This is a genomic window from Borreliella americana (assembly GCF_032595795.2).
GTDB classification, from domain to species: Bacteria; Spirochaetota; Spirochaetia; order Borreliales; family Borreliaceae; genus Borreliella; species Borreliella americana.
The window spans coordinates 28,070-54,575 of the sequence record NZ_CP132452.1; the positions used below are offsets into that span (position 1 = coordinate 28,070).

Below are 26,506 nucleotides of genomic sequence, written 5' to 3' on the forward strand. Positions count from 1 at the left end.
ATTTGAAATGGATGAGAGTATATTAAGTAACGAGGAATATATAAACACAGTAAGGGATGTTTTAGTTAGAGAATGTCCAACCCCTGAATATTATCATTTTCTAGATTCACAGCAAATACAAAGTAGCAATATTTCTCTTGGAAGTGACAGAATTATTAAGTGGTATTCTAATTTAACAGATATTCCTACATTAAAGGTTAATGATTTTAACACAGTCTCAACAATAAAGTTCCAAAGACAAATGGTAAAAATCAATTATTTACCTTTTCAGTATGCATTTACTTACTATGCACCAGATGGAAAAGTTAGCGTAGAGGCAAACACAAATATTAACATGAAAGAAGGGCTCTTAGGAGCAATAATTGAGATACAAAAGTTAATGAGCGCGCACTATTTAAGGGGTGGACTTACGATTGCAAAAGGTAGTAAAAGAACCCTTCTTGTTGATGAGTCTAACAATGAAACTATGTATGGACTTTTGAATCTCCCAAACCAAATAGACAAAACGGTTAAACAGACAAACATATTAGATCAAGTAAAATCAATAAATGAAGATCTTTCAAAGATTAATTTAGAAGATGAGAGAAGGGTGCCCTTTAAAATACTTACAACCAGCAAAATCAAAGGTCGTTTGCTTGAAAGACTTCCAAACAACAATTATTCATACAAAGACATGCTTTTTGATTTTATAAGCGCAATTAATAATGATGCAGATATTGAGCTTGAGACTACAAATTTACTAGACGATGAAATTTTAATATACCCAAGAAGTAGCAAACTTCTACTTTTAAAAGACGGGCATCAGCCGATATTAAATTCATACACAGAAGTTTCAAGTAGCAATTTTAGAACAAGTTTTCTTGACTTTTCTATTGGAACAATTTTGGCAACAAAAAATTCAATCCTTAGGATAAAATTGAGCTAAAAAATGAATGACAGCAAAGTAGATACCAATCAGGCTTTAAGTGAAAATTTAAAAACTCTAGAGAGTGAGAATTTAGAATCACTACAAACAGTGTATGAGCAAATACTTAGTCTTTTAATGCTTGATTTTAAAGATCTAAGCATTAAAGAATTTTCTTTATATTTAAATTTACTTGAGAATATTTTAATTCTTAAGAGAATAAGAATTAAAAGTTTAAATGATTCTACAATATTTGTTTTAATTTATTATTTTATTGGTTGCGAGTTAAAAAGACGAAACAGATTAAAAGGTTTTAATTTAAATAACATTAAGTTTGAAAAATTTAAAGAAATATCATTAGAATATTTCCCCACAAATCTTAGCTCTAGCGGCTGTGGGGGTGATTTTTGTAAATGTTTGGATGGTTTAATAGAAGATTTAAGAGCAAAAGGCTCTCTAATAGGAGTAGTTAAATGAAGTCTTTAGAGATGATTAATATTGGTTTAAGTAATATTATTAGTACATATTCGCAAGAACTTTTTTTCTGTAAATTTAGAGCAGTCAAAGATCCAATCAGTGCGTCTTATGAAACTAGATTTAAAAGTTCTGATACTGTTGTTTTTAAAGGAATGTTTTTGTTAATTAGTCCAGAAGAAGTAGTTGAGATTGAGGGTGTAAATATCTTTGACAGCAATAGTTATGCTAAGGTGTATACACTTGAGAATTTGGAATTTGAGTACGGAGATTTGATTAAGGTTTTTGATGATTTTTATTCAATCTTAGGGGTTCAAAAAAGCTACAACGAAGGTCTAAATTACAATACTCTAGTTTTAAGGAGCTCTTGTTGAGTGTAAAGATTAAGTTTGAAGACAATTCTTTTAATGCAGAAAACAGCATTAATATTAAATCTGAAGAAATTACAAGAGAGCTTAATTTCAAACTAGCAAAGGCTTTTTACAAAGAGTTTTATTCTAATATTTTTTCAAACAAGGGAATAAAAACAGCTTTTAGAAAGTCTATTCAAAAAGGACTTGTTGAAATAAAAGATCAGTTTATAGTTTTTTGTAAAAATTATTCACTTATCAGGCAAAAAGACTTAAGACCAAAAAGAGCTTTAAATACTAAAGAGGCTAAAGAGGACAAAAAATCTAAAGGATTTAGAAGTTTTCCCAAAAACATTCAAAACCCAACGAGCCTCTTGAAAGCAAAAGAAAGGGAAAGTCATGATTATAGGACTAGATGAATCTGTACAATTTTTAATAAAAATACTTACAAATTTTAAAAAATATTTATATCTTAAAGAAATAGAGTTAGAAATTTTAAATACCTATAACCACCCGTATTTAGAAAAGTTTGCTACAAATACTAGTAATTTACTTGTATTAAAAAGCGAGTCTTTCGAGGGGCTTACTCCCAGAAATCTAAGAGGTAGAAATTCTTATCAAGAGTCTAATGAGTTTAGATTAAGGTTTTCGCTTTATTTTTTAAGTTTTGTTTTATTTAAAGCTTACAGAGATTCTTATAAGAGCATTTGCAAAGTGTATGAACACTTTTTAGAATTTTTACACGAAAATAGATTTAGGTTTGAGTTTACAAAAGAGCTTGAGAGCGGTTCTTATTTGCTTTTAACTTATTATCTGTGTTCGGTTAGCAATTTAAATAATGATGGGCTTCTTGGTGTTTCCAATATGCATTCTAATATGTGTTTTAGTTTTAATCAAATTTTTGTTGCAAATATACAGGTTTTAAAACAAGAGAGATAAATTTTTTTTGAAAAAATAGAAAATAAATAAAAATAAATAAAAATAAATTTAAAAAAAGAAATTTAAAAGGAGTATAAATGCCAAAAGATACAATAAGCATTAGTTTGGTGCAAAACAAACTAGCTTTCAATAATGTTAATTATTACAATCCGCTTGTAATCTACAAAAGCAATGTTTTAGCAAGCAAACACTTGGCATTAAGTGTTACAAATTTTCAAGATCTTCTTGAAAAACTTGAGATGCAAAAGGCCCAAGAGTCTGATTCTTCCAAGAAAAAAATAGCAGAAGATCAGCTTAGCGCTTTGAAAAAATCACTCAGTGATTTTTTTGGACAAGAAGGGCTTAGGTCTGTTGATTTTTATGTTTACAACCAGATTAAAGAGATTAAAGATTTTTTAAAATCCAACTTACATTCGTTTGTAGTTTTTGTAAATCACGCAGAAGATACCCTTAGTAGCGATTTTGAAGAGATTAGAAAAGCTTGTATTTTTATTGTAATTTCTACTAAAGATGGCAACTTGCCAAATTTTTTAAAAGGCAAAAACAAAAGCGAGCTTAAAAATGTTATTGCTGTTTACGCTGGGGATCAAAATTTGCACCTTAAGTTTACAGCAGCGTATTTGCATCAAGCAAGCATTTTTCATGCTGTTAATCCTTATGGTATGATTTTAAATTCTGCGCCTGTTTATGACGATTCTTTAATTGATTCTCTTAGAAAATCCAATATTAATTTTTACTCACTTCTTAATGAAACTGGCAATGACGGCATTTTAGCTTTCAAGGAAGGGGTTAGTCTCTCGGGTGATCCAATTGATGAATCTTTCACGCTTTTTTACATTAAAAATGAATCAATAAAAGAACTTATTAGGATTTGGAATAAAAACAATAGAGCTAACAGTAAGCTTGGTGCTTTAAATTTGGACAGTAATTTGCCAAACGAATACACAGCAGGGCTTGAATGTTTTTTCCATGAACTTAAACAAAAAGGGCTTATTGTCTCTTATAAAGAGATTAAGCTTAAAATTAATTCTTCTGAGGGCTTAAGCTTAAGCTTAGAAGTTGCACTCAAATACAATGACAGCTTTAATAGCGTTAATTTGGTAATAACAACACAAGAGATAAACGAATATTTAAGGAGAGCATCATAATGAGAGAATATTATTCACTTGATTTAATATTTTTTAGCTTTAATGACAATTTAATAGACACAGGTACTCTTGAGTACAGCACAGAGCCTAATGTAATGGCTAAAGCAAGCACAGAAGACAGAAATTTCCCAATTCCAAGCTTTAGAGATCCAAGAACTGTTGTTCATATTTTTGATTTAGAAGTAAGCAAAGGATCTCTTGATTACAAACTCTTAACAAAGCTAAGCAACGAGCAATTTTACGAGAATGTACCAAAATCTAAAAAGTTAAAAAGATTGGTGTTTAACGATCAAATGGGACTTAAAATTATTTCAAATAGTGCCTTTTTTGCAGAAATTCCAACTAGAAAGTATTCATCTGAGAATGATACTGTTAAGTTTACAATTCATGCAATCAATTGTGATGTTGAGAAAGCAAGTTAAATGCAAGTTAAAAGCAAGTTAAATGAACAATAAAAATGTTTTAAAAATGTTTTAATTAAAGGATAAGAATTTAAAATGAGATACAAGTTAAAAATATTAACTAGAACTAAAACACATACGTATGTTTTAAAAGATATTCCCATGTACGAGTGGGACAGCGTTTTGGGATTTGATGTTGATCGAGATGAACTTATTGGCAAACTTAATGATCTGCGAACATTAAAAGAAATAACCACACTAATGATCTCAAGAGGTTTTTTAGATGAATTTTACGAAATTTTAAACAAAGAGAGAAAATATTCTGAGCTTTACAAGTACGCTCTTCCCACAATTCTTTTTTCAGTTCAGTATTCACTTTTTGAAACAATAGAAGGTTTTAAAAAGCCTGGTTTGGTTTACATTGAAAGTTTTCAAGACAAAAACGGCGACTACATTAAGTATGACTACATTGACGAGCGCTGGAGTTATGATTTTTTAATTACAAACAATAAACCGTCAGACTTAAACTCAGAAGATTCTTTAGAAACTGGTTTTGAGTCTTTATTGCAAGAAGGTAGCAATGAATAAGCAAGAGATTGCGACTAATTATTTTAAATACATAGACTATTTGACAAAAGAAACCAATAAGTATTATTTTCCTGTTGTAATGGGTATTTGTACATACAAGGAAGTTAAAAAAATGAGCTACAAGGAGCTTTTAGAGGTTAACCGAGTAGCCAATTTAAAGCTTAACAAGGAAATATACGAAAGGTTTTTGTCTTTTAGTAGCGTGTTTTAAAGGTTCTTATGTACGAAGAAAACAATAATAATAAATTCACAATTTCATTAGAAGGCGTTCTTGACAGAAATGCCACTAAGAGTAATTTAAAAAAAGAGTTTTTAAGTCTAAAAAGGGAAAATTTTTTCAGTCAGGTTTTTGGTGGTTTGAGTTATAAAAGTAGTAAGGATTTTTTCTCCTTAAGTCTTAAAAGGCTTAAAAGTTTTAAAACCCCCAGAATTGATAATTCTCAAAAATCATCGGGTTTTAAATCTTTAAATGTTTTAGGCACAAATGATTCTTTTAAGGATTTTCTAGGCTCTGATGATTATCAGAAAAAACCCCCAAAGAATGTTTTAAAAGATTTTGATTTTGATTTAAAAGACAAAATCGGCTTATCCGGCTGGCACTCAAATGAGAAAAAAAGCAGTCTGAGCTCTTATTTAAAGCCAGAAATAGATAAATCAAATCTTGGCTTTAACGAGCATTCATATTTTAAAACTGAAAATATTAAAAACATTTTTAAGCAGAATTTTATTAATAATTCTGGTCAAGGTCAGACTAAGCTGTCAGAAAACTTTAGATTAAATTCCAATTTTAACAATATTTCCCCTTTTAAGGATTTGAAAGAACCATTAAGCGTTAAAAACGAAAACAGGCAGATTGCATGGGAAAATTTAATGTCTTTTAGAAATCTTTTTAAAGACTCAAGCCTTGTTAATTTTTTAAATATAAAAAATGGTTTTAATGATTTAAATTCGCCTTTAGAAGAATTTAAAAATTTAAAAGACAAAAAGGCTCAGCTAAGTCTTGAAAATTTTATTTTCAAAGATTCTCAAAAAGAAAGTGCAAATAAAATACTAAAAAGAAAAAGATCTTTTGAAACAGAGCTTGAGAGAAATGATTTTTTAAGAAAACTTTATATTCTTCAAAGTTCACAAAACCCAAGTTCAAATTCAAATTCAAATTCGAATGATTTCTCTGTTATGGTTGAGCTTGCACAGCAATTAAAAAACAAAGGACATGCAAAAAATGATTCAAAAGCAATTAACCTAGTAAGCGATTTTCTAAAGGATGGGAATAATTTAGAAAAAGTTTTAAGTTTTAGGATGCCAACATGTTCTTTAAAAAATCTAAAAGATGCACCTGAAGTTTTAAATAGCAAAATAATAAACACTGCCTTTGAGCCTGGATTATACCCACTCTTGGAAAAAACTTTAGAACTTTTAGAGTGGGCTAAAAATTACGATTTTACAAGCAGTATACTAGACCCTTTAAAAAATACTTTTTCAAATCTTGGCATTCTTTTGGCACAAGCTTTTGAAAGCGTACCTTTGGTTGAGTATATGACAAATGTGCTAAATAGTGCTAGTGAATTTAATTCAAGAGGAATTGATGATGATTCTAGAATGCCTTAATTGTAAAAGAGGTTTCAAATGATTAAAGAGCAAGCCAGTAGGTTAATAAAAGAGATTGTAAATCAAATCTCAAGTTTAGTAAGCAGTTCTAATTTTGTTTTACTTTTTCCAAGGCTTGATTTTAAAGGCCTTGGGTACATTCCCCAGTTATTTTTTATTTTTACAAAGCATGACCTAATAGAAGAAAATCTCTCAAGCGTAAGCTCAGACCGAGCGGTAATTGATTTTACAAATACAAAAAGTGAATATGTGAACTTTAACATTACTCCAAAGCCTGAGATTGTAATAATTAATAAAGGGATTTTGTCATCTATTTATGATCAAACTTTACTAAGAGCTTTAAGAGAAACTCCTTTTATGAACAGCGTTTTAGAATTTAATAGCAATTTTATAAAAATGCAATTCAGGCAAAGGTTTAACTTGGGGGTTTATTATAGTATGTACAGCCCTTCGGTAGGATTTCACGAGGTGGTAAGCATTAGTTCATTAAAGCTTAAAGACACGGTTTATTTGGAGGAGGTTGAAATTAGTTTGCAAGTAAAAATTTGCAAAATGTTTAATATTTTGACTTATAAAGGTTAAAATATTAATTAAAAACATCTAAATATTAGGAGAATATTAATGATAAAATTTAAACTTATTTTAATATTTTTTTTATATATTGTTTCAACTACATATGCAAGTGTGGCAAGACCATTTGATTTTAAAAAATGGAATTTCAAAAAAGACATAGATTTGGCGTATGTATTAATGTACGACGTTGACAATGGGATTTTAATTAAATCTCAAGATAAAGCCGGCAACATCAAAAGTCAAGAAATACTTGCTAAACTTAATGCACTTAGTGTCTATTGCAATAATTTGCAGGGAATAATAAAAACAAAACTTGTTAGGGGTAGATTTCAAAAAGAAGTTAAATTACCACTACTTAAGATTATTAGAAAATATGAATATTTAACAAGAAATTACAAAAATAAAAGCCTTATTGAAAATCCAGAATATACAAAACTTATTGCAGAGAGAATTATTAAAAAAGCTCTTTTTCTAGAAAACTATTTTCAATCCAGGCTTAAGAATATAAAATTTAGTGAAAATATTAAAAAAAGAATAGCTAATAATCGCAGCAGTCTAAAGCCTTTAAGCAGAACTAACAAATCTGTTGGCCAGAAGTTTTCAAACTCTAGACCTTCCAAAAGACCACAAAGTGTAAAAAAATGTAACAAAAGACGAACCTTGGATAATTATGATCTTAAATGCTCAGAAGGCAAGTTTTTAGCTGATCCAGACCAAGACTCAGACGAACTAGAAATAGAGCACCAAGATGATCTAGAAAGCGAAGATCCAGATGAGAGTGAAGGAGAGTATCAAGATGAGCTAGAAAGCGAAGACTATGCGCTTAGTGAGTCTCAAAGTGAAGATGAGTTTTTTGATTCTCCTGAAGATCAGTTTATTTAAATTTTTAAATTTGAATGTTTTTTTGATTTACTTTGAAAGTTTTTAATATTTAGGTTTTTAATTTTGTAATTTAGAACAATTTTTATTTGGAGAATATTAATGAGACAATTTATTTTAATTTCTTTTTTATTTTTAAGTTTTAATCTGTATTCTTATGATCTTCAAGATGACGAAGAGATTGCAGTCAAGTTCTTATACGAAGAAGTAAAAATTGGTGGCAATTTAACCGAAGACCAGTCTGTTTCTTCTGTTGAAAGGTTAATACAAAATGCAATTAATAAAATAGGACCTGAGAATATTTTAAACATTGAGCATAATATAACTTTTAATGGTTTGTCTGTAATGGTGATCTATAAGCTTAAAAAGCAAGGGTAGCAATGTATTTGCAAGTTTAAGGTAAGTTGGTAGCATTTGTGAGAAAGGTTTTTACAATTTTTATTTTATTTTTTTGTTTATCTTTTAATTTGCATTCCTATTCTGTTGAGAATGGTGTAGTTATTAAGGTTAAAATTTTTAATTTTAAACTAAATCAGCAGAGATCTTTTGAGGAATTAGAAGAAAATTTAAGACTTTTTATTCAAAAAATAGGTTCAAAAAATGTGTTAGACATTAATCATAAGGTTTTGTTCACTGGGGTGGATGTTGCAGTAATGGTGATTTACAAATCAAATAAGGAGTAGAAAGTTGAATTTTGTTTTTACTTTTAGCCTGATTTGTTGTTAATTTAAAAAGGAGTTTTATTTAAAAAAGATGTTAATATTTCAGTATGATTTTAAGATTGAATTTTACAATACAGTTGATTCTAAGAATAATAGCGTTGGTGGCAGGCTTGCGGGGCTAAGGCCTAGAGTTGTTATTACCACTAAAAATGGTGCTCCCGATTTGAATATTTTTATTCAAAATACATATTCTGAGAATAATTTAATAATTAGCAAAAAGGCCAAACTTCAAATTTTTAATGTGCCTTTAAATTTTTCTGATTTTAAGACCGCAGACATTGTAAAAATTTATTATAAAAAGTTTTCAGATCAGCAAGATTACCAGTTTATTATGGCTGGGTATTTGGGAGCACCTGTTGAGAGAATTGGTAGGTCTGCTGAGAATTTTAGTTTTGAGTGTGAATTGTATCTTTTGTCCAAAGCGACCTTTTTAGAGAAAAAATTTGAGTATAAAAATTTCAAAGGCAGCACTATTGCTGATGCAATAAATTATGTTTTTAAGGACAAAGCAATCTTTTTTATGAATGAGCTTGAAAAAATAAAAGTTATCAAAGAGAGCTTTGCTTGCAACTCGCCAAAAGGATTAATAGAATTCCTAAGGCGACAAGGATACGTTGATGCTGTTATTGTTGATATTGGGAATTGTGAGCAAGATGTTGATTTGAAATTTATTTTCATGAATTTCAAACAGTTTGTTTCTGGCCAGCACAAAAGACTTGAAGATTATGGGCTTTTGTTTGTACCCCAAAAGGATGCTTTAGGGTTTAAATCTGGGTTAAGTTTGTATCAAGCGCAAGTGCTTTTTACTCACAACATTAAGATTGCAGATAATCTAAGCTTTAAAGACCGGCATGGAAATACGATCAACTGCCGGCTTAAAAACACCAGTGCTAGATTAAGCAGCACCAGAGAGTGTGTTTTAAATTTAGAGCTTTACTCAGAAAGTAAAAAGGAAATTTATTATGCAAAATAATGATTTTGGCGTGGCCTCAGGCAGCCTTAAAGGCTCTTCTGCTAGTGTGTCAAAGCAGTTTCTTTTTGAAAATGTTTTTATTTGCAGAATAGGTGTTATTAAAAGCTTTGATTTTAAATCTCAAACGGGTGTTGTTACTATTAAAGAGTACGAAGGGCTAGAAATTAATACTTGCAGTATATCTAATTTTAATCTTGATTTATCAGCAGAAGATGAGGTGATTTTACTTCAAAGTAATGTTAATATTTTCCAAGAAAGTGATAATAATCATTTTGATAAAAATTATTATTACATTCTAAGTGCTCTTAATCCTAAAAAAATTGGCATTAAGCTTGATCAGTTTAAATTGAGCGCGCAAGAGCTTGATTCACAAAGTGAAAATATAAAATTTAAAGCTAAAAAATTGATCATTGATGTGGATAATATTGAAATTAAAGGCAATTTAAAGATTAATGGAACCAAGTTTGAAAATCATATGCACAGTTCTGGTACTCTAACTTATGTTAATAGTAGTGGCGCGCCAACAACTACAACCGGAAAAACAGGCCCTATTGCTTGAAGTGGTTTTTGCATTTACTTTTTCTTTTTTTAAAGTAACCTTGCTGCCAAGGGTTTATTGATGATTGTTTTCTGCCAACAAGATTAGGTTTATTACTTGGTTTGCAAACTCTTTTGTTGCGTTAATTATTTTGTTAATATTGTTGGTTGTTAATTTAGACTCCGCTTTTAGTTGTTCTTTTGTGTTTTTGTATTCATTTTTCACTTTAGTAAATTTTTCAGCCAAAATTTTATATTTTTGAGCTTTGAATTTATTGTAAAGTTTTGGGTTTGGATGAAACTTAAAGCCCAAGTCCCAGTCTATTTGACTTAAATTTTCTTTTTCCTGCCATTTTTTAGCAGCATCTATGACCTTTTTTATTGTGCTTGTTCCCAGGGGATCTTTAGTATCTTCAAAAATAAGCTCACTTTTGTTTAGTTCTTCGAGTAATTTGTTTTTTATTATTTCTATGTTATTGGTATTAATGTTGTTAATATTGCTCTCAATTGAGTCTTTTGCTGTGTTTAGAGAGTTTTCTTGATCCTTGGATAAATTTTCAAGTTCTTTAAATGCTTTAGATGTTTCTAGAGCTTGGATTGCATTTAGTGCTTTATCCAGAGAATCTCTAACTTGCTGTGCGTATTCTTTTGTTGCGTCATTTTCTTTTTTTTGATCAAAAATTTTGTCTTTGTCATTATTAATTTCTTCTTTTTCAATCTCGGTAAGTATTGTTTCGTTGGTGTTTGTTGAAATTTTAAACTCTATTGTATTTGGATTTAAAGGTTTTTTTTGCATATTTTCGCCTAATTTTTGATCTGTGGTTTCATCAGAAGCGCCTATTAACAATAATTTTTCTTGTATTTTTGCAATTTCTTCTTCTGATTTTGCCATATTTTCTTCTTCTGGCTTTTCCAGTGGCATTAGGCTTTCGCCATCAAATTCAGATTTTAAAGACATCTCTTGTGTTCCAGGTTCAATTTTTTCAATTTCCAAAATAGGAGGTGTACTTTGATTTATGTTTGCATCATTTTCTTTTTTTAATTTAGAGTCTGATTCAAACTGTAAGCCCTTTTTAATGGCTTCTGAAATATTTTTTAATTTATATTCGTTTAAGGCTTTGTTTTGATCATTTGTATCCATATTCGCATTACAGCTAATAACTAGCAGCAATGTTGCAAATATTGAGATTTTTAAAGCTTTTCTAAGCTTGCCTTTCAAAGCCTTGCACTCCTTTAAAAAAGAATATTGAGAAACATTATACCACATTTTTTGTATTTTGATTTTATTTTAAAATATAAAAATCCCCTTAAAGGGGATTTAAGGGGGTATCATAGATTTTGTATTATTATTTTTAAATCTCTATTTTTACTGTTTTATAGAAATTAAAATTTAATAATTTATAATCGTTACCTTTGGTCCTTTTGTAATTTGGCGTTGAAGTGGTGGTGCTGTTTTTAAATTTTCTAAAATTTTCAGCACCATTCCTTTCTTCTTTATTTTCTATTGATACAAAGAATTTACTTTGTACTAAGTGTACAGCATACTTGGGATTTTTCAGATTTATCAATAAAGGAGAACATCGGGTGAAATTCGATGTTCCTTTGAATATATTAATATATTTAAATTTAGGCTTAAAATTTTAACTGTTAGTTAATAAAATGTTTTAAAAATATTAAAATGATTTTATTGTCCTATTCATTCTATTCACTTTCTTCTTCATCATCTTCTTCAAAGCTGTTGTCGGCATTTTCTTCTATTTCGGCTTTTGATTGTGAATTTTTCTTTTTTTCATCTTTTTTTTCTTGCTCGAATTCTTTGTGAACATTATGAAGAATAGAATCTATTAAAATTCCACGACCAATTGCGCTGCAAGACACAATAAATATTGAAAATGAAATAAATATTATTTTTTTAACCATTTAATCATTCCTTTAACCTAAGCAATTTAGATGTAATTATATATCATAAAATTATATTAATCAATTAGATGTATGTTATTTTGAAAGTCCGATTTAATTTTATACATATTCTTTTTGAATTATTGATTTTAGACTGTTTAAGTCTGTTATTATGTTTAAAATTTGAATGAAATTTTTATTCATTTGAAAGACTTGATTGTGAGGTAGTAGGTCTAATGCTATTGTTTTTTCACTAATAGATAATTTGTTGTAATCTATTGAATGGTAATCTTTTTTGTTTTTTATTTGAAATCTATAGATAGGATTTAAGTATTTCTCGCTAATACCCTTTTTAATTGTTTCTTTAAGGTCTTTTAAAACATAATCTTTGGGTTTTTGGCTGTCGTTTGGGGGATTGAGCATGACGCTAATAATGCTTTCATCATTTCCATTTTTAAGGTTTAAAGCAAATAATAAGTCTTGACTCTGGAAGAAATTATCAATATTTTCAATATTTTTGAAATTTTTTAAAGTTGATGTTTTTGAATTTTTTGGGTTTTTAAAGTCTAACAATTTTTTATTGATTAAAATGCTCAATGACTCCACTTTTCCCTGTGCAAACAAGATTTTATCTTCTGTTTGTTGAAATTCATTTTCTCTTTTGATGCTAAAATCAAGTGTAAATGTTTGAATCGGATAAGCTTGTTTGTAGTACTTCTCAATACTTTTTGGAACTTGATTTGATTGTCTTATTTCTATCGTTTGAATGGATACCGCAGGGATTATTTTTGCTTCAGGTTGTATATTTATTTCACGAGCTTGTTTTTTAAGGGCTTGTTTGTCAGAGTTTTGTTTGTCGGGATTTTGTTTGTCAGACATTTGCTTTTCAGACATTTGCTTTTCAGAAGTTTGCTCTTTAGAAGTTTGCTCTTTAGAAGTTTGCTCTTTAGAAGTTTGCTCTTTAGAAGTTTGCTCTTTAGAAGTTTGCTTTTCGGGCGGTTTCTCTTTATTTGTAAATAAATCACAAGACAAGATCAGAATTTCTAGTAATATTAAAATTACTCTTTTGCTCATTTATTTCTCCTTATCCTTTTGTTTTTTCATTATATAATTAATATCAATTATTAATAACTTATTTTAAAGTTAATTTGATTAAAATATTTAAAAAATATTAGAAATTAATTTTTGCAAAAAGAAGTTCTTTAATGCAACAAGAACTTCTTTTGGAGGTAGTTAAAAAATAGTGTTATTTTTTATTATTGATTAATAGTCTACTGGCTTTGATGAAGTATGTAGACATTCTTAAATTATAGCTCAGATTTTAAAATATAGATTTTACTTGTTTTTGAAATTTATACAAAGAGGACCCATATTGAGAGCCTCTTTGAAACGTGTGTGGGAAGTGTTTATTATTATTTTTAATAAATAAAATTATTTGATGAATTCTTTTAGTCTTGAAGCATTAATTAATATTTTTAGTGTATCGTAAATGCTTTGACTTATTTTAATGTAATATTTTTTATTAGAATAAGCAGAATAGATAAGTTTAATTTTGTTTAAACTTTTTTGAAATTTGGCAAAGCTTAGATATTTCCAGCTGTGATTGGTTGATACGTAAAATGAGCTTCCAAATTGCAAATTGCCATTTTTATTTTTGCTTAGAATTGCATTGTTAATGCTTAACAAGCTGTGATAATGAAATAAGGGCATTAAATTTAGTTCTTTTTTTTGTCTATCTTCGAAATTTAAACAACATCTTATGTAATTATTTTCATAAAAATGATAAAAATCTTTGTGATTTTTCAATTGAAGCAGGTTTTTTAAACCTTTTTTATCCATACTAGTTTTGTGAGCTAATATGCTAATTGATTTTAGCTTACCTTTTGTTAGTGTGATTTGATCGTATTGGTCTAAATATTGTGCTTCTGATTTTATTTCAATTGCTGCATTTGAATCTACGCTGTAAGTTCTAATGTAAAACTGTGTACAAAGAATAGGGTTTAAAGGTTTTGTATGTTCATTTTTATAAATTAGGTTGTTTTTAACTACATTCATATTTATCTCTTGTAATATGAAATTTATTTAAATTATTTTTTAAAATATTCAAATTTATATACATATAAATATTAAATTCTTTTTCATTCCAAATTTATTTATATAAGATATCATTTTATACATATTTTATCAATAGTTTGTAAATTATTTAATACTTTTTTTATTTAGAATAAAAAACCAATTGATATTGATTATTTCAAGATTATATTTTAATATAAGATTAGTTTTAAAGAAGGAGGATAAACAATGACAAAATTAATGTACGCGATATTTTTAAGTGCGGTATTATTTGTTGCTTGTGAAACTACAAAAATTTCAGATGAGATGGAAAATACTAGTGATGAAGATTCAAAAGTTACAACTCCGATGTCAGACAAAAATATGATGAAGTCAATGCCAGACAAAAATATGATGAAGTCCATGCCAGACAAAAATATGATGAAGTCCATGAAGCAACCTATGAAAAAACCAATGAAAAAGTAATAAATATTTGCTTTTAAATTAATTTAAATACAACACTAATAAATATTTAAAAAAACTTTTTTGATAAAATTTATTAAAGAAGTTTTTGGTTTTTGATTTTAACAATATTAAACATTTTGATTTATTATTTTTATTTATTATTCTGATTTAGACAAATTTAATTAATATTAAATTAAATATAAAAAAAGGGAGAGAGGTTGTAAACCCCTTTCCCTTTTTGAATACAAAACGAGTATTACTGAATTGGAGCAAGAATATTGGTAGTTGTGTTTACTAAATCCAAAATTATATCGTGAATGTCTGCAAATTGCGCTCTTGAATTTTTTAATCTTAAAGCATCATTTAATTTTGAAACGTCAGTTTGCAGGCCAGGGTCAGCATTGTACTCATTAATAAAGTCATCTGTGTCTTTTAGCCATTTTTCTTTAAGTTTTGTAAGTTTCTCAAAATCATGGTAGAGTTTTTGCAAATTAGGTTTGTTTAGCTGTTGTAGTTTGTCTTTTACATTTAGTATTTTTGCGCTGATTTCTTCCATTGCTAATTGAATGCTAAAGCCTCTGTTTATAAGAGTTTCTTTAACTAAGCTTCTGTAGTTTGAGTCTTGGCTGAGTTTTGATAAAATTTTCCCAAGATCCAAAATTTTTCCTTCGTTGAAATTCAAAGATGTGTAAAGCATTCTTCTTTCTTCTGTATATTCGTTTTCGTCAAAATGTACTGTTGAGTTTGCATTGAAAAATATTTTACTAAATATTTCTGCTTTCATTCCAAATTGGTCATCGGGCTCGCCCTTGTAAGAATCCATTTCGCTTATTTGAATAATGTTCTCAGATCTGTCTAATATTTTTTGTATTAGCTTTGCAGCTTCAGGATCTAATATTTGTTTTGGGGCAGTATTAGTATTAGCATTGGCATTAACATTAGCATTAGAATTGGCATTGGTGGGATTGTTTTGTTGATTTAAGGCTGCTGAATTTGGTTTGTTTTTCTTGCCAGCTGCAGGTTTTTGTGGATTTTTTAAATTATTAATAGCAACAAGTAGATTGTCTATTTTTGATTTACCGTTTTTAGATACCTTTGTCTTGTTTAATGAATTATTTTCGTTTTTTGTTATTTTTTCTTTTCCTTTTTTATGCTTTTTATTTTCATGACTGTCTTTGACCTCCAGAGAGCAAGAAAGCAAAATTAGCACAGTTAATACATGCAATAAAAATATTGCAATTAATTTATTATTTTTCAAAATGTTATCCTTCAATAAAAATTTTAAGTAATTAATATTAATTAATAATTTTAATTACTCAATTAATAACTTTAATTCAAAATTGTTATTGTACAAGAAGAATTTAAAAAAAAAGAGAGCTCAAGCTCTCTTTGGGTAAAAGGTTCTAAATTTTAATAATTTTTTAATTATTATTAAGTTTAAATAATGTGTCTAAGTGAAGTAATGTTTGCTCGGCTTTAAGGCAAAGAGAAATCATAGTATCTTTATATACTTGATCAATGTGGTCTTTTAGTTTTTCTGTATTGTATTGTAGCTCCAAGTTAGCATTTGAGCTTTTAATTAATGTTTCTATTGTGCTAAGCCATTCTTTTTTTATTAAGGTTAAATCAACAATTGCATTATAAATTTCTTCTAAAGTATTTTTGTTAAAGCCATTTTCTTTTAGCTTGTCCATGTTGATTGCTAAATCTTCAAGTGCAACTTCAAATACTTGTTGGATTCGTATGCCCCCTGATATTTTTTTTATTGTATCGTGAGCTTTTGGGTCTTTGTAAAGCTTGTTTACAATCTCTGCTAAATTGAAAATGTCAGTGGTGTTGTAGCTTAGTGATGAATAAAATTGTCTTCTCATTTTTTGAGATTCTGCAAGGCCTGAGTTCATTTTTTCTTGAAGCCTTGTGCCATTTTTGGAGTCAATTTTGTAAACATTAAGTAGTTCAAACATGCTATTTTTTAGTCCAAATTGGCTGGGTATTTCTGTTTGAAGTTTTTCTTTTTTTATTATTGTCATTTCTCTTGCTAAAATCCCAAAGAGTTTGTCAATTAGATCCTCTTCCTTTTTGTTTGAAACTTTTAAGTTTTTTGTTGATCTTTGATGTTCTTGTGTTTTTGTGTCTGTTTGTGTATCTTTTTTTGTGTCTTTTTGAGGATTTAATTCATTGTATTTTGTTTCTGTAAAACTTGCTACTTTGTTTTTATTGTCTTTGTTGTTTAGATCGCAAGAGAAAAATGTCATTATTCCCAATGTTATAAATATAGATAATTTTCTTTTATTCAAAATTCACTCCTTTAATAAAAGTTTTAAGTAATTTTAATTATTTAAAATTAATACTTAATGACTTAAATTTAGTGCAAATTTGAAATAGAACAATATAAAAAAAGAAGAGTCCAGTGCTCTTCTTTTGATTAAATAGTTGCAAAATAGTTTATTTTCGTTTTTTAAATAAACTATTTGAGCTATGTTATACTAATGTATGCCTCAAGAACAGACTGGCGAGCATTTTGCATGTTATCTAAGTATCTGTTTTTAATGTACTCTGCTAAAGATTTAGAATCGCTTAAGTTTGAATTAGAGCTAGTATTGGCAATAAGTGCATCAGCTTGTCTTGACCATTCTTTTCTTTCTTCTAATATTTGATTTAGCTTGGATTTAAGCTCTTTTAGCTTATTGGTGAAATCAAAACTGTTGATTTTAGCGTTTAAGTAATCCTGGTTAAAGATTTCAATTTTTTTATTTATTTCTTCTAGCGCAAGTTCGAAAGAAATTTGTATTCCAATTCCTGATATTATTAATTCTCTTATTAATTCGTGATTTTGATTCTCATTGTAAAGAGTTTTCATTATTGATCCAAATTGTTCGATTTTGTTTTGATCAAAATCCATAAGTGCATAGAATTTATTTCTTTCATTTTCTGCTTCTGGTGTGTTGGAGTTAAGCTGTGGTGCGTAGCTTCTGTCATAAACTTTAGCACCCGAAATAACATCTAGTAGATCAAATGCAGAATCTTTCATTTTAAATTGATCGTAAGTTTCTATAAATCCAAAGTTGTTTTGTGTTTTATTTTTTTCTTCAGAAATTGCTCTAATAAGTTCATTTTTTAATGTTTGTAATTTGCTCCTAGAAGATGTTGTTGTTGTTTGTACAGTAAAGCTTGAATTTGTTGGCTGGTTTGTTGGTTGGCTGTAACTTAAGGCAAATGTTGGCATAATGTTACTTTTGTTGTTAAAAGTTCTTGTATTTCCAGGCACGGCTGTAACCGCTTGAATAGGTATTCTTTGTTTTGGCATTGTTGGTTTTGTTAGATTTGATAAATCTGCGCCAAAACCTAAAGTTTGCAATTTCAGATTTGGTGTTGATTGTGATTGATTTTGCACTCCTTTATTTTGTACTGCTTGTGCTGCTTGTGCTGCTTGTTGTGTTTTTGCTGCTTGTTGTGTTTGCGATTGTTTTTGCAGCTTGGCTGCTACTTTATCAGCGATCGATATATTTTTTTTATCATCTGAGCTTGTATTAACATTGGTTTTTTCTTGATCATCTGTTGTGCTATCGAGCATTCCTTTTACTTTGTTTGTATAGTCTTCATCCAGTTTGGCATCAATTGTGCAAGAAAGTAAAAACAATCCCAAAAGCTTTAAGTGTATTAATGGTTTGATTTTCAAAATACTATTCCTCGATTTCTTTTTAATGAATTTTAATAATCAAAATTAATTAAAATTTAAAATTAATTATTAATTAATAAAAACTTAGTTCAAATTAAGAAATAATCAATAAGATAAACAAAAAAGAATAAAGTCTTTGCCCTTTTTTTGTTTGTCTACTGCCGGTCTTATTATTTTACATATTGCTAATGTATATCAAATTATTTAAAGTTTAAATTTAAACTCTTATAAAAATAGAAAGACATTATTGTGTTTTAGTTTGGATTTATATTGCAAGTATAAAAAAAAAAGAGAAGAATTAACTTCTCTTTTTAAAATATCAAGTGCAACATATTATTTTTTTCTTTATTAAGAGACAGATTGTAAAGTATCAATGTCTTTGTAATATTTATTAAAGTGTTCTACTAGTCTTTCCTCATTGTCTTGAGCATTTTGATTGTAAACTTTAATGGTTTCGTTTAATGTTTTCTTAAATCTTGCTTTTAGCTCTAATTCAAATTTTGCTTTTTCTAGCAGCTTTTCTGAATCTTCTTTGCTTTGATTGTTTAGTTTTTCATTTATTAATATTAATTGCCTTTCTAGATGAAATTGAATGCCCATTGCTATGTAATAAATTGATCTTGCAATTATCACTTTGTTTTCGGACTTATTTTTAAGTATTCCAAGAATTTTTTCTAATGTCTCTATATTTTCTTTTTTATAATCTAAAGATGAATAAAGTATTCTTTTTAAAAGCATTCTTTCATCTTCGTCAAGGTCATCATCAGAATCGATTTTAAAAGTACTTAGGAAATCAAATTTTTCCTTGGCAATTTTATCTATTTGTATATTTTCTTCTTTTATTTGAGCTTCCAGTTCCTCGCTAATTTTTTTTAATTTTAAGTCCGTAGTTCCCATCAATTTTTGATCATAAGGCGTAAAGTTATCAGATCCATCTTCATAATTTTGAGTGTTTTTCTCTGGATTGGTGTTTTTCTCTGGATTGGTGTTTTCATTTGCTTTGGGATAGATTTTGCTAAAAGGTGCAGGTGCACATGAAATGCAAATTAAAGTTAATGTCATTGCAATAATATTAAGCTTGATTATATTTAGTTTTTCTTTTTTCAAAATGTTCTCCTTATTAATTAAAACTAATTTTAATTAAAACTAATATAAAATAATATTATAACTATATTGCAATAATTGTCAAATAACAATATTATTATTTAATATTTTAAGATTAAATTTTATTATTATTTTTGGAATGTATTTATTTAGATTTAGATTGCAAGTCTAAAAAAAAAAAGAGAAGAATTAACTTCTCTTTTTAAAATATCAAGTGCAACATATTATTTTTTTCTTAAAGATTATTAAGAGACATATTGTTAAGTATTAACGAATTTGCAATTTTCATTTAAGTGCCATACCAGCATTATTTCATTGCCTAGAGCATTTTGATTGTAAAGTTTAATGACTTCGTTTAATGTTTTCTTAAACTTTGCTTTTAGATTTAAGTCAAATTCTGCTTTTTTTAGCAGCTTTTCTAAATCTTCTTTGCTTTGATTGTCCAGGTTTTCATTTATTGATGTTAAGTGATCTTCTAGATTAGATTGAATGAACATTGCCCTGTAATAAAGTGGTATTGAAAGTATATCATCATGGTTTTCCAGATTATTTTTAATTTTTTCAAGAATTTTTTTAAATGTCTCTATATTTTCTTTTTTATAATCTAAAGATGAATAAATTATTCTTTTTAAAAGCATTCTTTCATCTTCGCTAGGTGGATCATAAGTATCGATTTTAAAAGTACTTAGGAAATCAAATTGTCCCTTGGCAATTTTATCTATTTGTATATTTTCTTCTTTTTGTTGAGCTTCCAGTTCCTTGCCAATTTCTTTTAATTTTGATCTTATAGTTTCCATCAATTTTTGATCATAAGGCTTAAAGTTATCAGATTCATCTTCATAATTTTGAGTATTTTTCTCTGGTTCGGTGTTTTGCTCTGAATCGATGTTTTTCTCTGGATCGATGTTTTTCTCTGGCTCGATGTTTTTCTCTGGATCGATGTTTTTCTCTGGATTGGTGTTTTTCTCTGGATTGGTGTTTTTCTCTGGATTGGTGTTTTTCTCTGGATTGGTGTTTTTCTCTGGATTGGTGTTTTTCTTCGGATTGGTGTTTTCATTTACTTTGGGATCGATTTTACTAAAAGGTGCAGGTGCACACGAAATACAAATTAAAGTTAATATCATTACAATGGTATTAAGCTTGATTATATTTAGTTTTTCTTTTTTCAAAATACTCTCCCCATAAATTAAAATATTATTAATTAATTGTATTATAAAATAATATTATAATTATATTGCAATAATTGTCAAATAGTAATATTATTGTTTAATATTTTAAGATTAAATTTTATTTTTATTTGACAATTGTATTTATTTGGATTTAGATTGCAGATCTAAAAAAAAAGAGAAGTTAAAACTTCTCTTTTTAAAATATCAAGTGCAACATATTATCTTTTCTTAAAGATTATTAAGAGACAGATTGTAAAGTATCAAAGCTTTTGTAATATTTATTAAAGTGTTCTACTAGTCTTTCCTCATTATCTTGAGTATTTTGATTGTAAACTTTAATGATTTCGTTTAATGTTTTCTTAAACTTCGCTTTTAGATTTAAGTCAAATTCTACGATTTTTAGCAGCATTTCTAAATCTTCTTTGCTTTGATTGTCTAAGTTTTCATTTATTGATGTTAAGTGATTTTCTAGTTGTAATTGAATGCCCATTGCTATGTAATAAAGTGATCTTGCAATTATCTCTTTGTTTTCGGGATTATTTTGAAGTGTTTCAAGAATTTTTTTAAATGTCTCTATATTTTCTTTTCTATAACCCAAAGATGAATAAATTATTCTTTTTAAAAGCATTCTTTCATCTTCGCTAGGTGGAGCATAAGTATCGATTTTAAAAGTACTTAGGAAATCAAATTGTCCCTTGGCAATTTTATCTATTTGTATATTTTCTTCTTTTTGTTGAGCTTCCAGTTCCTTGCCAATTTCTTTTAATTTTGAGCTTGTAGTTCCCATCAATTTTTGATCATAAGGCTTAAAGTCATCAGATTCATCTTCATAATTTTGAGTGTTTTTCTCTGGTTCGGTGTTTTTCTCTGAATTAGTGTTTTTCTCTGGATTGGTATTTTTCTCTGGATTGGTGTTTTCATTTGCTTTGGGATCGATTTTGCTAAAAGGTGCAGGTGCACATGAAATGCAAATTAAAGTTAATGTCATTCCAATAATATTAAGCTTGATTCTATTTAGTTTTTCTTTTTTCAAAATGTTCTCCTTATTAATTAAAACTAATTTTAATTAAAACTATTATAAAATAATATTATAACTATATTGCAATAATTGTCAAATAACAATATTACTATTTAATATTTTAAGATTAAATAGTATTTTTATTTGACAATTGTATTTATTTGGATTTAGATTGCAAGTCTAAAAAAAAGAGAAGAATTAACTTCTCTTTTTAAAATATCAAGTGCAATATATTATTTTTTTTCTTAAAGATTATTAAGAGACATATTGGAAAGAATTGGGATCTTGGTAATATTTATTAAAGTGTTCTACTAGTATTTTATTTTCTTTAATGTTGTTAGTGTTTTGACGATAATCTTCAATAGTTTCTTTTAACCTTTTTTTAAACATCTCTTTTAGCTGTAAGGCAGATTTTGCCTGTTCTAGTAGCATTTTTGAATCTTCTTTGCTTTTAGTTTTTAGTATTTTATTTATTGATGTTAAGTGATTTTCTAGTCGTAATTGAATGCCTAGTGCTACTCGATAAAGGAAAACTGCAGCAATTTTAGGGTCGTTGCCCAGATTATACATAAGTTTTTCAAGAATTTCTTTTAAAGTCTCTATATTTTCTTTTTTATAATCTAAGGATGAATAAAGCATTCTTTTTAAAATCATTTTTTCATCTTCGTTAGCCATTGTAGGATAAGCATCAATATAAGCATCCAAGAGCCCATATTCTTCCTTATTAATTTTATCTATTTGTGTATTTTCTTCTTTTTTTTGAGTTTCCAGTTTCGTAGCAATTTCTTTTAATTCTGAGTCTGTAGTTTTAATAAATTTTTGATTATAAAGTATAAGGTCACCAGATTCATCTTCAAAATTTTGAGTGTTTTCTTCCAAATTAGTGTTTTTTTTAAGCTTATTATTTTTTTTTGTTTTAGAATTTTTTTTTAGCTTGAATTTTCCGCTTACTTTGGGATCGATTTTGCTAAAAGGTGCAGGTGCACATGAAATGCAAATGAAAGTTAATATCATTGTAATGATATTAATATTGGTTATATTTAGTTTGACTTTTTTCAAAATGTTCTCCTTATTAATTAAAACAAATATTAATTAATTATATTATCAAATAATATTATAACTATATTATAGCAATTGTCAAATAGTAATATTATTATTTAATATTTTAAGATTAAATTTTATTTTTATTTGACAATTGTATTTATATTGCAGGTCTAAAAAAAAAGAGAAGTTAAAACTTCTCTTTTTAGAAAAAATATCAAGTGCAACAGTATTTGTTGCGTATATTATTGGTTTAATTTGTTTAAATTGTTTTGTTTAAATTAAGCATTTTGAGCTCTTCTTTTGGTGTTTCGAGAATTTTTTTTAATTTCTTTATTTTTTCTGTATCGTAATTTAAAGATGTTTGAATTATTTTTTCTATTTGTAGTTTTTCATTTTTTTGGTCTTTCAGTTTTTTGGCGAGTGCTTTTAATTTTATACTTATAGCTTCTTTTGGAGATTTTTGATTTAAAGACCTTAATTCTCCAGATTCATTTTCAAAATTTTCAGAGCCTTCTTTTAGATCGGTGTAGCTTTTTACTTTTGAATCAGGTGGATTAACAGCATATAAGATGAAAAATAAAGTCAATATTGCTGTAATTATGTTAAGCTTAATTTTATTTAGTTTATTTTTTGGCAAAACAATCCCTCTATTATTCATAAGTTAAAATTGATTTTTATTGATTTTAATACAAAATAATAAACTGCATTGCAAGATTTGCCGAATAACAATATTATTATTTAATATTAAAAGTTTTTTTCAATATCAACCTTCCTTTAGTACGACTCCACCACTACACATACACCACCAATTAGTAGTGTATGTGATCACAACAGGTTTTTAGCGGTGTTCTAATATTGTTTAAAATTTGCATACTTTTATCCGAATCTAATTTATATTCGTATCCAATCCTTATTACTTCTCCCAGAATTTTTCCATTAGTTCTACATCCTCCTGTATTTTTGTCATATTCGTCAATAATGTTGTCTACGGTTTTTATCCATGAATTTCTCTCTTGTATTAGTTTTTCAAAATTTTCTTGAATCTCTTTTACTGTTTTTGTTCTAAAATTAAACATTAAGCGTCTTTGCTCGTCTTTAGTTAAAAGATTAACAGCACTTTCAAATGCTTCTTGGATTTTAAATCCTGTCCAAAAAATTGAACCAATAAGTTGGTAATGGTAGCCAGTTGAGCTTGATGTTTGTGCAAGTATTGTGGCTAATTTTTTGATTTTATTTTCATCATAATTTAAAGATGAATAAAATAATCTTCTAATCCGATTTTCTTTTAACATGAAATCAATATTCATGTCTTTTTTTTCTGGGAATGTGGTTTTGTTTATTCCAAATTGATCAGTAGGTTCGATTTTTTGAATATCTATGTTTATTGTTTGAGTAAACGTTGCAATATTTGGTCCTATTTTGTTAATCAATTTTTCATTTTCATCAAACTCTTGTGCAATTTTTTGAATTATCTTTTCTTTTTCATTTGTAAAGAACTGGCTTTGTTGTAAGTTTTGAATATTTTTTTTAACTTCATATTTTTTAACTTCAATATGGTTTGGTTGTAATTCACTTGTTGATTCTGTGTTGTTTGATTTAGAATAAAAAGAGCATGAGAACAGTAAAGTTATTTGAAACAGGCTCAATATTTTCCAAATTCTGTTTTTCTTCAAAACGTAATCCTTTAAAAAAATTAATCATTAGTTTTATTTGGCAAGCTCAATATTTTTGATTTCTAATATAAATGTATTTCAATTTGTTTAATTTTCAATGTTTATTTTATCTTTTTAAAATACAAATTAATAAATTAATTATTTAAAATATTTTCTTTTTTAAAAAAAGCTTAAGTTAATTATTTAAAATATTTCGTTTGGTTTTTTGAATTTGTTAGCAATGTAATTAGAGTATTAATTTTGAAAATTTTTGCCAGTAGCCTTGTTTTTGCTTTCAATTGAGTTATACTTTTCATGTGTTATTTTATAATAATAAATCTAACTATTATGAAATAACACCGTTCTCCCCATTTTAATGCAAAATCTAAGCATTTAATATTTATTAAAAGCCTTTTGTTTTTAAGGTTATTTTTAATTAAAAAAGTTAATTATTTGTTTTTATATAAATTTGTATTGATTCTAATTTAGTTATGTTTTAAAATATTAAAAATAAATGTTTAAATAAGGAGAATTAACAATGACTAAAATATTTAGTAATTTAATAATTAACGGATTATTGTTCGGATTTGTAAGTTTAAATGTGTTTGCAGATTCTAACAATGTAAATATTCTCAAGTCTCAATCCAATGTTTTAGAACAACCAGAGCAAAAAGATGACAAAAAATTAGAGCAAAAAGATGACAAAAGCTTGGCCCAAAAAGATCAGGTTAATCAAGCTTTAGATACTATTAACAAGGTAACAGCAGATGTTTCTAGTAAATTAGAGGAAGTTAGAGAATCATCTCTTGAATTGGTAGAATCAAATGATGCAGGGGTAGTTAAAAAGTTTGTAGGTTCAATGTCTTTAATATCAGATGTTGCTAAAGAGACCGTTGTTGCATCACAAGAAGCAACTGTTGTGGCAAAGTGTTCAGGAATGGTTGCTGAGGATGCAAACAAGGTTGTTGAAATGTCTAAAAAGGCTGTTCAAGAAACCCAAAAAGCTGTTTCTGTTGCCGGTGAAGCAACATTTTTAATAGAGAAGCAAATAATGTCAAATAAATCTCCAAATAATAAGGAATTGGAATTGACAAAAGAAGAATTTGCTAAAGTGGAGCAAGTTAAAGAAACTTTAATGGCTTCTGAAAGAGCTTTAGATGAAACAGTTCAAGAGGCTCAAAAAGTTCTCAATATGGTTAATGGTTTAACTCCATCAAATAAGGATCAAGTAGTAGCAAAAAAAGATGTTGCAAAGGCTATTTCTAATGTTGTGAAGGTAGCTCAAGGTGCAAGAGATCTTACAAAAGTAATGACTATTTCTTTATATATGAGATAGTTAGATATACAGATTTATAAATAATTAGAGGTTAAAGTAAAAAGGTTTGAAGCTAATTATATTAGTTTCTGCCTTTTTTATTTTGATAAGGCCAATATTAATCTCTCTATTAAGGTTGCTCTTAGATATAATATTTTCGTTTTGAATTTTTACATTTTGAATATTTACATTCTTAACTAATAAATTTATCTTAAGTAAAGAGAATTAATTTCTGAATAAAGAATATAAATTTTGGATAACGAGTTTTAAAGCTTATTGATTTTATGGGAAGATGGTGGGAGATATGGTTAAGATAGCAAGGATTTCTTATCGAGGAGAGAGTGTTAAAAGAAAAGATGAGAAACTTATTAATTTATTTAATAAGCAATGAGCACATAGATTTATTGGATCAGGTAGTTTTTGTAGTTTCACATTAAAGCCCCAATATTTGTTGCAAGGCAATGGATAATGAGCATGGATCCGAAAAGGATTAATGAAAAGTTTGTGGATGCTAAAGCTTAACAAGAGAGGAATTTAAACATCCCTTGAGAGGAAAACCTAAAGTGTCAAATTTCTAACAATATATCCAAAAGGTGAGTTTAATTTTTTTGAAAAATTATCAAACAAAATAAAGCATTATCAAAAATATTCTATGAGCTTTATCAAGATATGATCAATTCTGATATTCCAAAAGAACTCTCAAGAATAGTTTGATTTTCTCATGAAGAGATAATAGCAATTATTAATGCTTTGGATTTAAATAGGCTTAGTATGGATGCTGAAAAATTGGACTTATTAAAATATAAACTAGTATTAGTATAAACCAGAAATTGATTGATTTTTAAGCGCCTATTTATCATTTTATTCAGCTATTGAATATTATACTTTCGGACAAAAATTAATTTTTTAGCATAAAGTGTAATATTCAAAAGACAGTTTAAATTATAAATTAAATAAGTAACGTAAAAGCCATTAAAATAAGAGTTTATTAGTATACTAATAAACTCTTATTT

Annotated in this window: 32 protein-coding genes; 18 read left to right on the forward strand and 14 right to left on the reverse strand. The window is 27.6% G+C overall.

Annotation, left to right across the window (positions count from 1 at the left end; all coding sequences use genetic code 11):
• The first annotated feature begins 7 nt into the window (after positions 1-7).
• The 16 genes from QIA00_RS04625 to QIA00_RS04700 all read left to right on the forward strand — a co-directional run bounded on the left by QIA00_RS04625 (position 8) and on the right by QIA00_RS04700 (position 10,118).
• Entirely contained in the window at positions 8-925 is a 918-nt protein-coding gene (locus QIA00_RS04625; RefSeq protein WP_316257755.1) for a hypothetical protein, read from the forward strand.
• A gap of 3 nt (positions 926-928) precedes the next feature.
• Positions 929-1,381, forward strand: a complete 453-nt coding sequence (locus QIA00_RS04630; protein WP_316257757.1) for a DUF3890 domain-containing protein — start codon at positions 929-931, stop codon at positions 1,379-1,381.
• The gene (locus QIA00_RS04635) at positions 1,378-1,752 is read left to right on the forward strand and encodes a DUF1506 family protein (RefSeq protein ID WP_301427661.1); all 375 of its coding nucleotides are present in this window, start codon (positions 1,378-1,380) and stop codon (positions 1,750-1,752) included. Before QIA00_RS04630 ends, QIA00_RS04635 begins: the two co-directional genes overlap by 4 nt.
• Positions 1,749-2,147, forward strand: coding sequence for a hypothetical protein (locus QIA00_RS04640; protein WP_316257760.1), 399 nt, complete (start codon positions 1,749-1,751; stop codon positions 2,145-2,147). The genes QIA00_RS04635 and QIA00_RS04640 overlap by 4 nt, the downstream gene beginning before the upstream one ends.
• Entirely contained in the window at positions 2,128-2,667 is a 540-nt protein-coding gene (locus QIA00_RS04645) for a DUF764 family protein (RefSeq protein WP_316257762.1), read from the forward strand. The genes QIA00_RS04640 and QIA00_RS04645 overlap by 20 nt, the downstream gene beginning before the upstream one ends.
• Positions 2,668-2,744: 77 nt before the next feature.
• Positions 2,745-3,815: a DUF787 family protein gene (locus tag QIA00_RS04650; protein WP_316257764.1), complete on the forward strand. Its 1,071-nt coding sequence runs from the start codon at positions 2,745-2,747 to the stop codon at positions 3,813-3,815.
• Complete coding sequence (locus QIA00_RS04655; RefSeq protein WP_231013782.1) at positions 3,815-4,237, forward strand: DUF1463 family protein; 423 nt, start codon at positions 3,815-3,817, stop codon at positions 4,235-4,237. The genes QIA00_RS04650 and QIA00_RS04655 overlap by 1 nt, the downstream gene beginning before the upstream one ends.
• Positions 4,238-4,312: 75 nt before the next feature.
• Positions 4,313-4,804 (forward strand): DUF1473 family protein, encoded by a 492-nt coding sequence (locus QIA00_RS04660; protein ID WP_316257768.1) that lies wholly within the window; start codon positions 4,313-4,315, stop codon positions 4,802-4,804.
• Positions 4,797-5,015: a DUF1322 family protein gene (locus QIA00_RS04665; RefSeq protein WP_231013780.1), complete on the forward strand. Its 219-nt coding sequence runs from the start codon at positions 4,797-4,799 to the stop codon at positions 5,013-5,015. The genes QIA00_RS04660 and QIA00_RS04665 overlap by 8 nt, the downstream gene beginning before the upstream one ends.
• Positions 5,016-5,023: 8 nt before the next feature.
• Complete coding sequence (locus tag QIA00_RS04670; protein WP_316257770.1) at positions 5,024-6,412, forward strand: hypothetical protein; 1,389 nt, start codon at positions 5,024-5,026, stop codon at positions 6,410-6,412.
• Positions 6,413-6,430: 18 nt separating this feature from the next.
• On the forward strand, positions 6,431-6,994 hold the full coding sequence (locus QIA00_RS04675) for a DUF792 family protein (protein ID WP_316257772.1): 564 nt from the start codon (positions 6,431-6,433) through the stop codon (positions 6,992-6,994).
• Between the two features lie 39 nt (positions 6,995-7,033).
• Positions 7,034-7,867 (forward strand): hypothetical protein, encoded by an 834-nt coding sequence (locus QIA00_RS04680; protein WP_316257773.1) that lies wholly within the window; start codon positions 7,034-7,036, stop codon positions 7,865-7,867.
• 99 nt (positions 7,868-7,966) lie between these two features.
• Entirely contained in the window at positions 7,967-8,242 is a 276-nt protein-coding gene (locus QIA00_RS04685; RefSeq protein ID WP_231013776.1) for a hypothetical protein, read from the forward strand.
• Positions 8,243-8,280: 38 nt separating this feature from the next.
• Entirely contained in the window at positions 8,281-8,547 is a 267-nt protein-coding gene (locus QIA00_RS04690) for a hypothetical protein (protein ID WP_316257774.1), read from the forward strand.
• A 70-nt stretch (positions 8,548-8,617) separates the two neighbouring features.
• On the forward strand, positions 8,618-9,559 hold the full coding sequence (locus tag QIA00_RS04695; RefSeq protein ID WP_316257775.1) for a DUF693 family protein: 942 nt from the start codon (positions 8,618-8,620) through the stop codon (positions 9,557-9,559).
• Positions 9,549-10,118 carry a DUF777 family protein gene (locus QIA00_RS04700; RefSeq protein WP_316257776.1) on the forward strand — a complete coding sequence of 190 codons (570 nt, stop codon included), beginning with the start codon at positions 9,549-9,551 and terminating at the stop codon, positions 10,116-10,118. Before QIA00_RS04695 ends, QIA00_RS04700 begins: the two co-directional genes overlap by 11 nt.
• A 54-nt stretch (positions 10,119-10,172) precedes the next feature.
• On the opposite strand, the gene QIA00_RS04705 is transcribed toward QIA00_RS04700, so the two are convergent.
• From QIA00_RS04705 to QIA00_RS04725, 5 genes are all read right to left on the reverse strand, one after another.
• Complete coding sequence (locus QIA00_RS04705; protein ID WP_316257778.1) at positions 10,173-11,315, reverse strand: hypothetical protein; 1,143 nt, start codon at positions 11,313-11,315, stop codon at positions 10,173-10,175.
• Positions 11,316-11,448: 133 nt separating this feature from the next.
• A complete protein-coding gene (locus tag QIA00_RS04710; RefSeq protein ID WP_301427674.1) occupies positions 11,449-11,664 on the reverse strand; it encodes a hypothetical protein in 216 nt (71 codons plus the stop codon).
• A 133-nt stretch (positions 11,665-11,797) separates the two neighbouring features.
• Positions 11,798-12,016: a hypothetical protein gene (locus QIA00_RS04715; protein WP_316257779.1), complete on the reverse strand. Its 219-nt coding sequence runs from the start codon at positions 12,014-12,016 to the stop codon at positions 11,798-11,800.
• A gap of 99 nt (positions 12,017-12,115) precedes the next feature.
• Positions 12,116-13,069 (reverse strand): hypothetical protein, encoded by a 954-nt coding sequence (locus QIA00_RS04720; RefSeq protein WP_316257780.1) that lies wholly within the window; start codon positions 13,067-13,069, stop codon positions 12,116-12,118.
• Between the two features lie 357 nt (positions 13,070-13,426).
• The gene (locus QIA00_RS04725; protein WP_301427677.1) at positions 13,427-14,050 is read right to left on the reverse strand and encodes a hypothetical protein; all 624 of its coding nucleotides are present in this window, start codon (positions 14,048-14,050) and stop codon (positions 13,427-13,429) included.
• Positions 14,051-14,308: 258 nt separating this feature from the next.
• On the opposite strand from QIA00_RS04725, the gene QIA00_RS04730 reads away from it, so the two are divergent.
• On the forward strand, positions 14,309-14,533 hold the full coding sequence (locus QIA00_RS04730) for an Lp6.6 family lipoprotein (RefSeq protein WP_421114412.1): 225 nt from the start codon (positions 14,309-14,311) through the stop codon (positions 14,531-14,533).
• Between the two features lie 235 nt (positions 14,534-14,768).
• On the opposite strand, the gene QIA00_RS04735 is transcribed toward QIA00_RS04730, so the two are convergent.
• The 9 genes from QIA00_RS04735 to QIA00_RS04775 all read right to left on the reverse strand — a co-directional run bounded on the left by QIA00_RS04735 (position 14,769) and on the right by QIA00_RS04775 (position 24,199).
• Positions 14,769-15,770, reverse strand: coding sequence for a complement regulator-acquiring protein (locus QIA00_RS04735; RefSeq protein ID WP_316257784.1), 1,002 nt, complete (start codon positions 15,768-15,770; stop codon positions 14,769-14,771).
• Between the two features lie 163 nt (positions 15,771-15,933).
• Positions 15,934-16,809: a complement regulator-acquiring protein gene (locus QIA00_RS04740; protein ID WP_316257785.1), complete on the reverse strand. Its 876-nt coding sequence runs from the start codon at positions 16,807-16,809 to the stop codon at positions 15,934-15,936.
• A gap of 179 nt (positions 16,810-16,988) precedes the next feature.
• Positions 16,989-18,191 (reverse strand): complement regulator-acquiring protein, encoded by a 1,203-nt coding sequence (locus tag QIA00_RS04745; protein ID WP_316257787.1) that lies wholly within the window; start codon positions 18,189-18,191, stop codon positions 16,989-16,991.
• Between the two features lie 348 nt (positions 18,192-18,539).
• Positions 18,540-19,298, reverse strand: a complete 759-nt coding sequence (locus QIA00_RS04750; protein ID WP_316257788.1) for a complement regulator-acquiring protein — start codon at positions 19,296-19,298, stop codon at positions 18,540-18,542.
• A 257-nt stretch (positions 19,299-19,555) separates the two neighbouring features.
• Entirely contained in the window at positions 19,556-20,464 is a 909-nt protein-coding gene (locus QIA00_RS04755; protein WP_316257789.1) for a complement regulator-acquiring protein, read from the reverse strand.
• A 238-nt stretch (positions 20,465-20,702) separates the two neighbouring features.
• Complete coding sequence (locus tag QIA00_RS04760) at positions 20,703-21,497, reverse strand: complement regulator-acquiring protein (protein WP_316257790.1); 795 nt, start codon at positions 21,495-21,497, stop codon at positions 20,703-20,705.
• Positions 21,498-21,737: 240 nt separating this feature from the next.
• Positions 21,738-22,541, reverse strand: coding sequence for a complement regulator-acquiring protein (locus tag QIA00_RS04765; RefSeq protein WP_316257791.1), 804 nt, complete (start codon positions 22,539-22,541; stop codon positions 21,738-21,740).
• Between the two features lie 244 nt (positions 22,542-22,785).
• Positions 22,786-23,184 carry a complement regulator-acquiring protein gene (locus QIA00_RS04770; RefSeq protein WP_316257793.1) on the reverse strand — a complete coding sequence of 133 codons (399 nt, stop codon included), beginning with the start codon at positions 23,182-23,184 and terminating at the stop codon, positions 22,786-22,788.
• A 151-nt stretch (positions 23,185-23,335) separates the two neighbouring features.
• Positions 23,336-24,199, reverse strand: coding sequence for a complement regulator-acquiring protein (locus QIA00_RS04775; RefSeq protein ID WP_316257794.1), 864 nt, complete (start codon positions 24,197-24,199; stop codon positions 23,336-23,338).
• A gap of 517 nt (positions 24,200-24,716) precedes the next feature.
• Between QIA00_RS04775 and QIA00_RS04780 the strand changes: the two genes are divergently transcribed.
• On the forward strand, positions 24,717-25,514 hold the full coding sequence (locus QIA00_RS04780) for an OMS28 family porin (RefSeq protein ID WP_316257795.1): 798 nt from the start codon (positions 24,717-24,719) through the stop codon (positions 25,512-25,514).
• Positions 25,515-26,506: the final 992 nt, after the last annotated feature.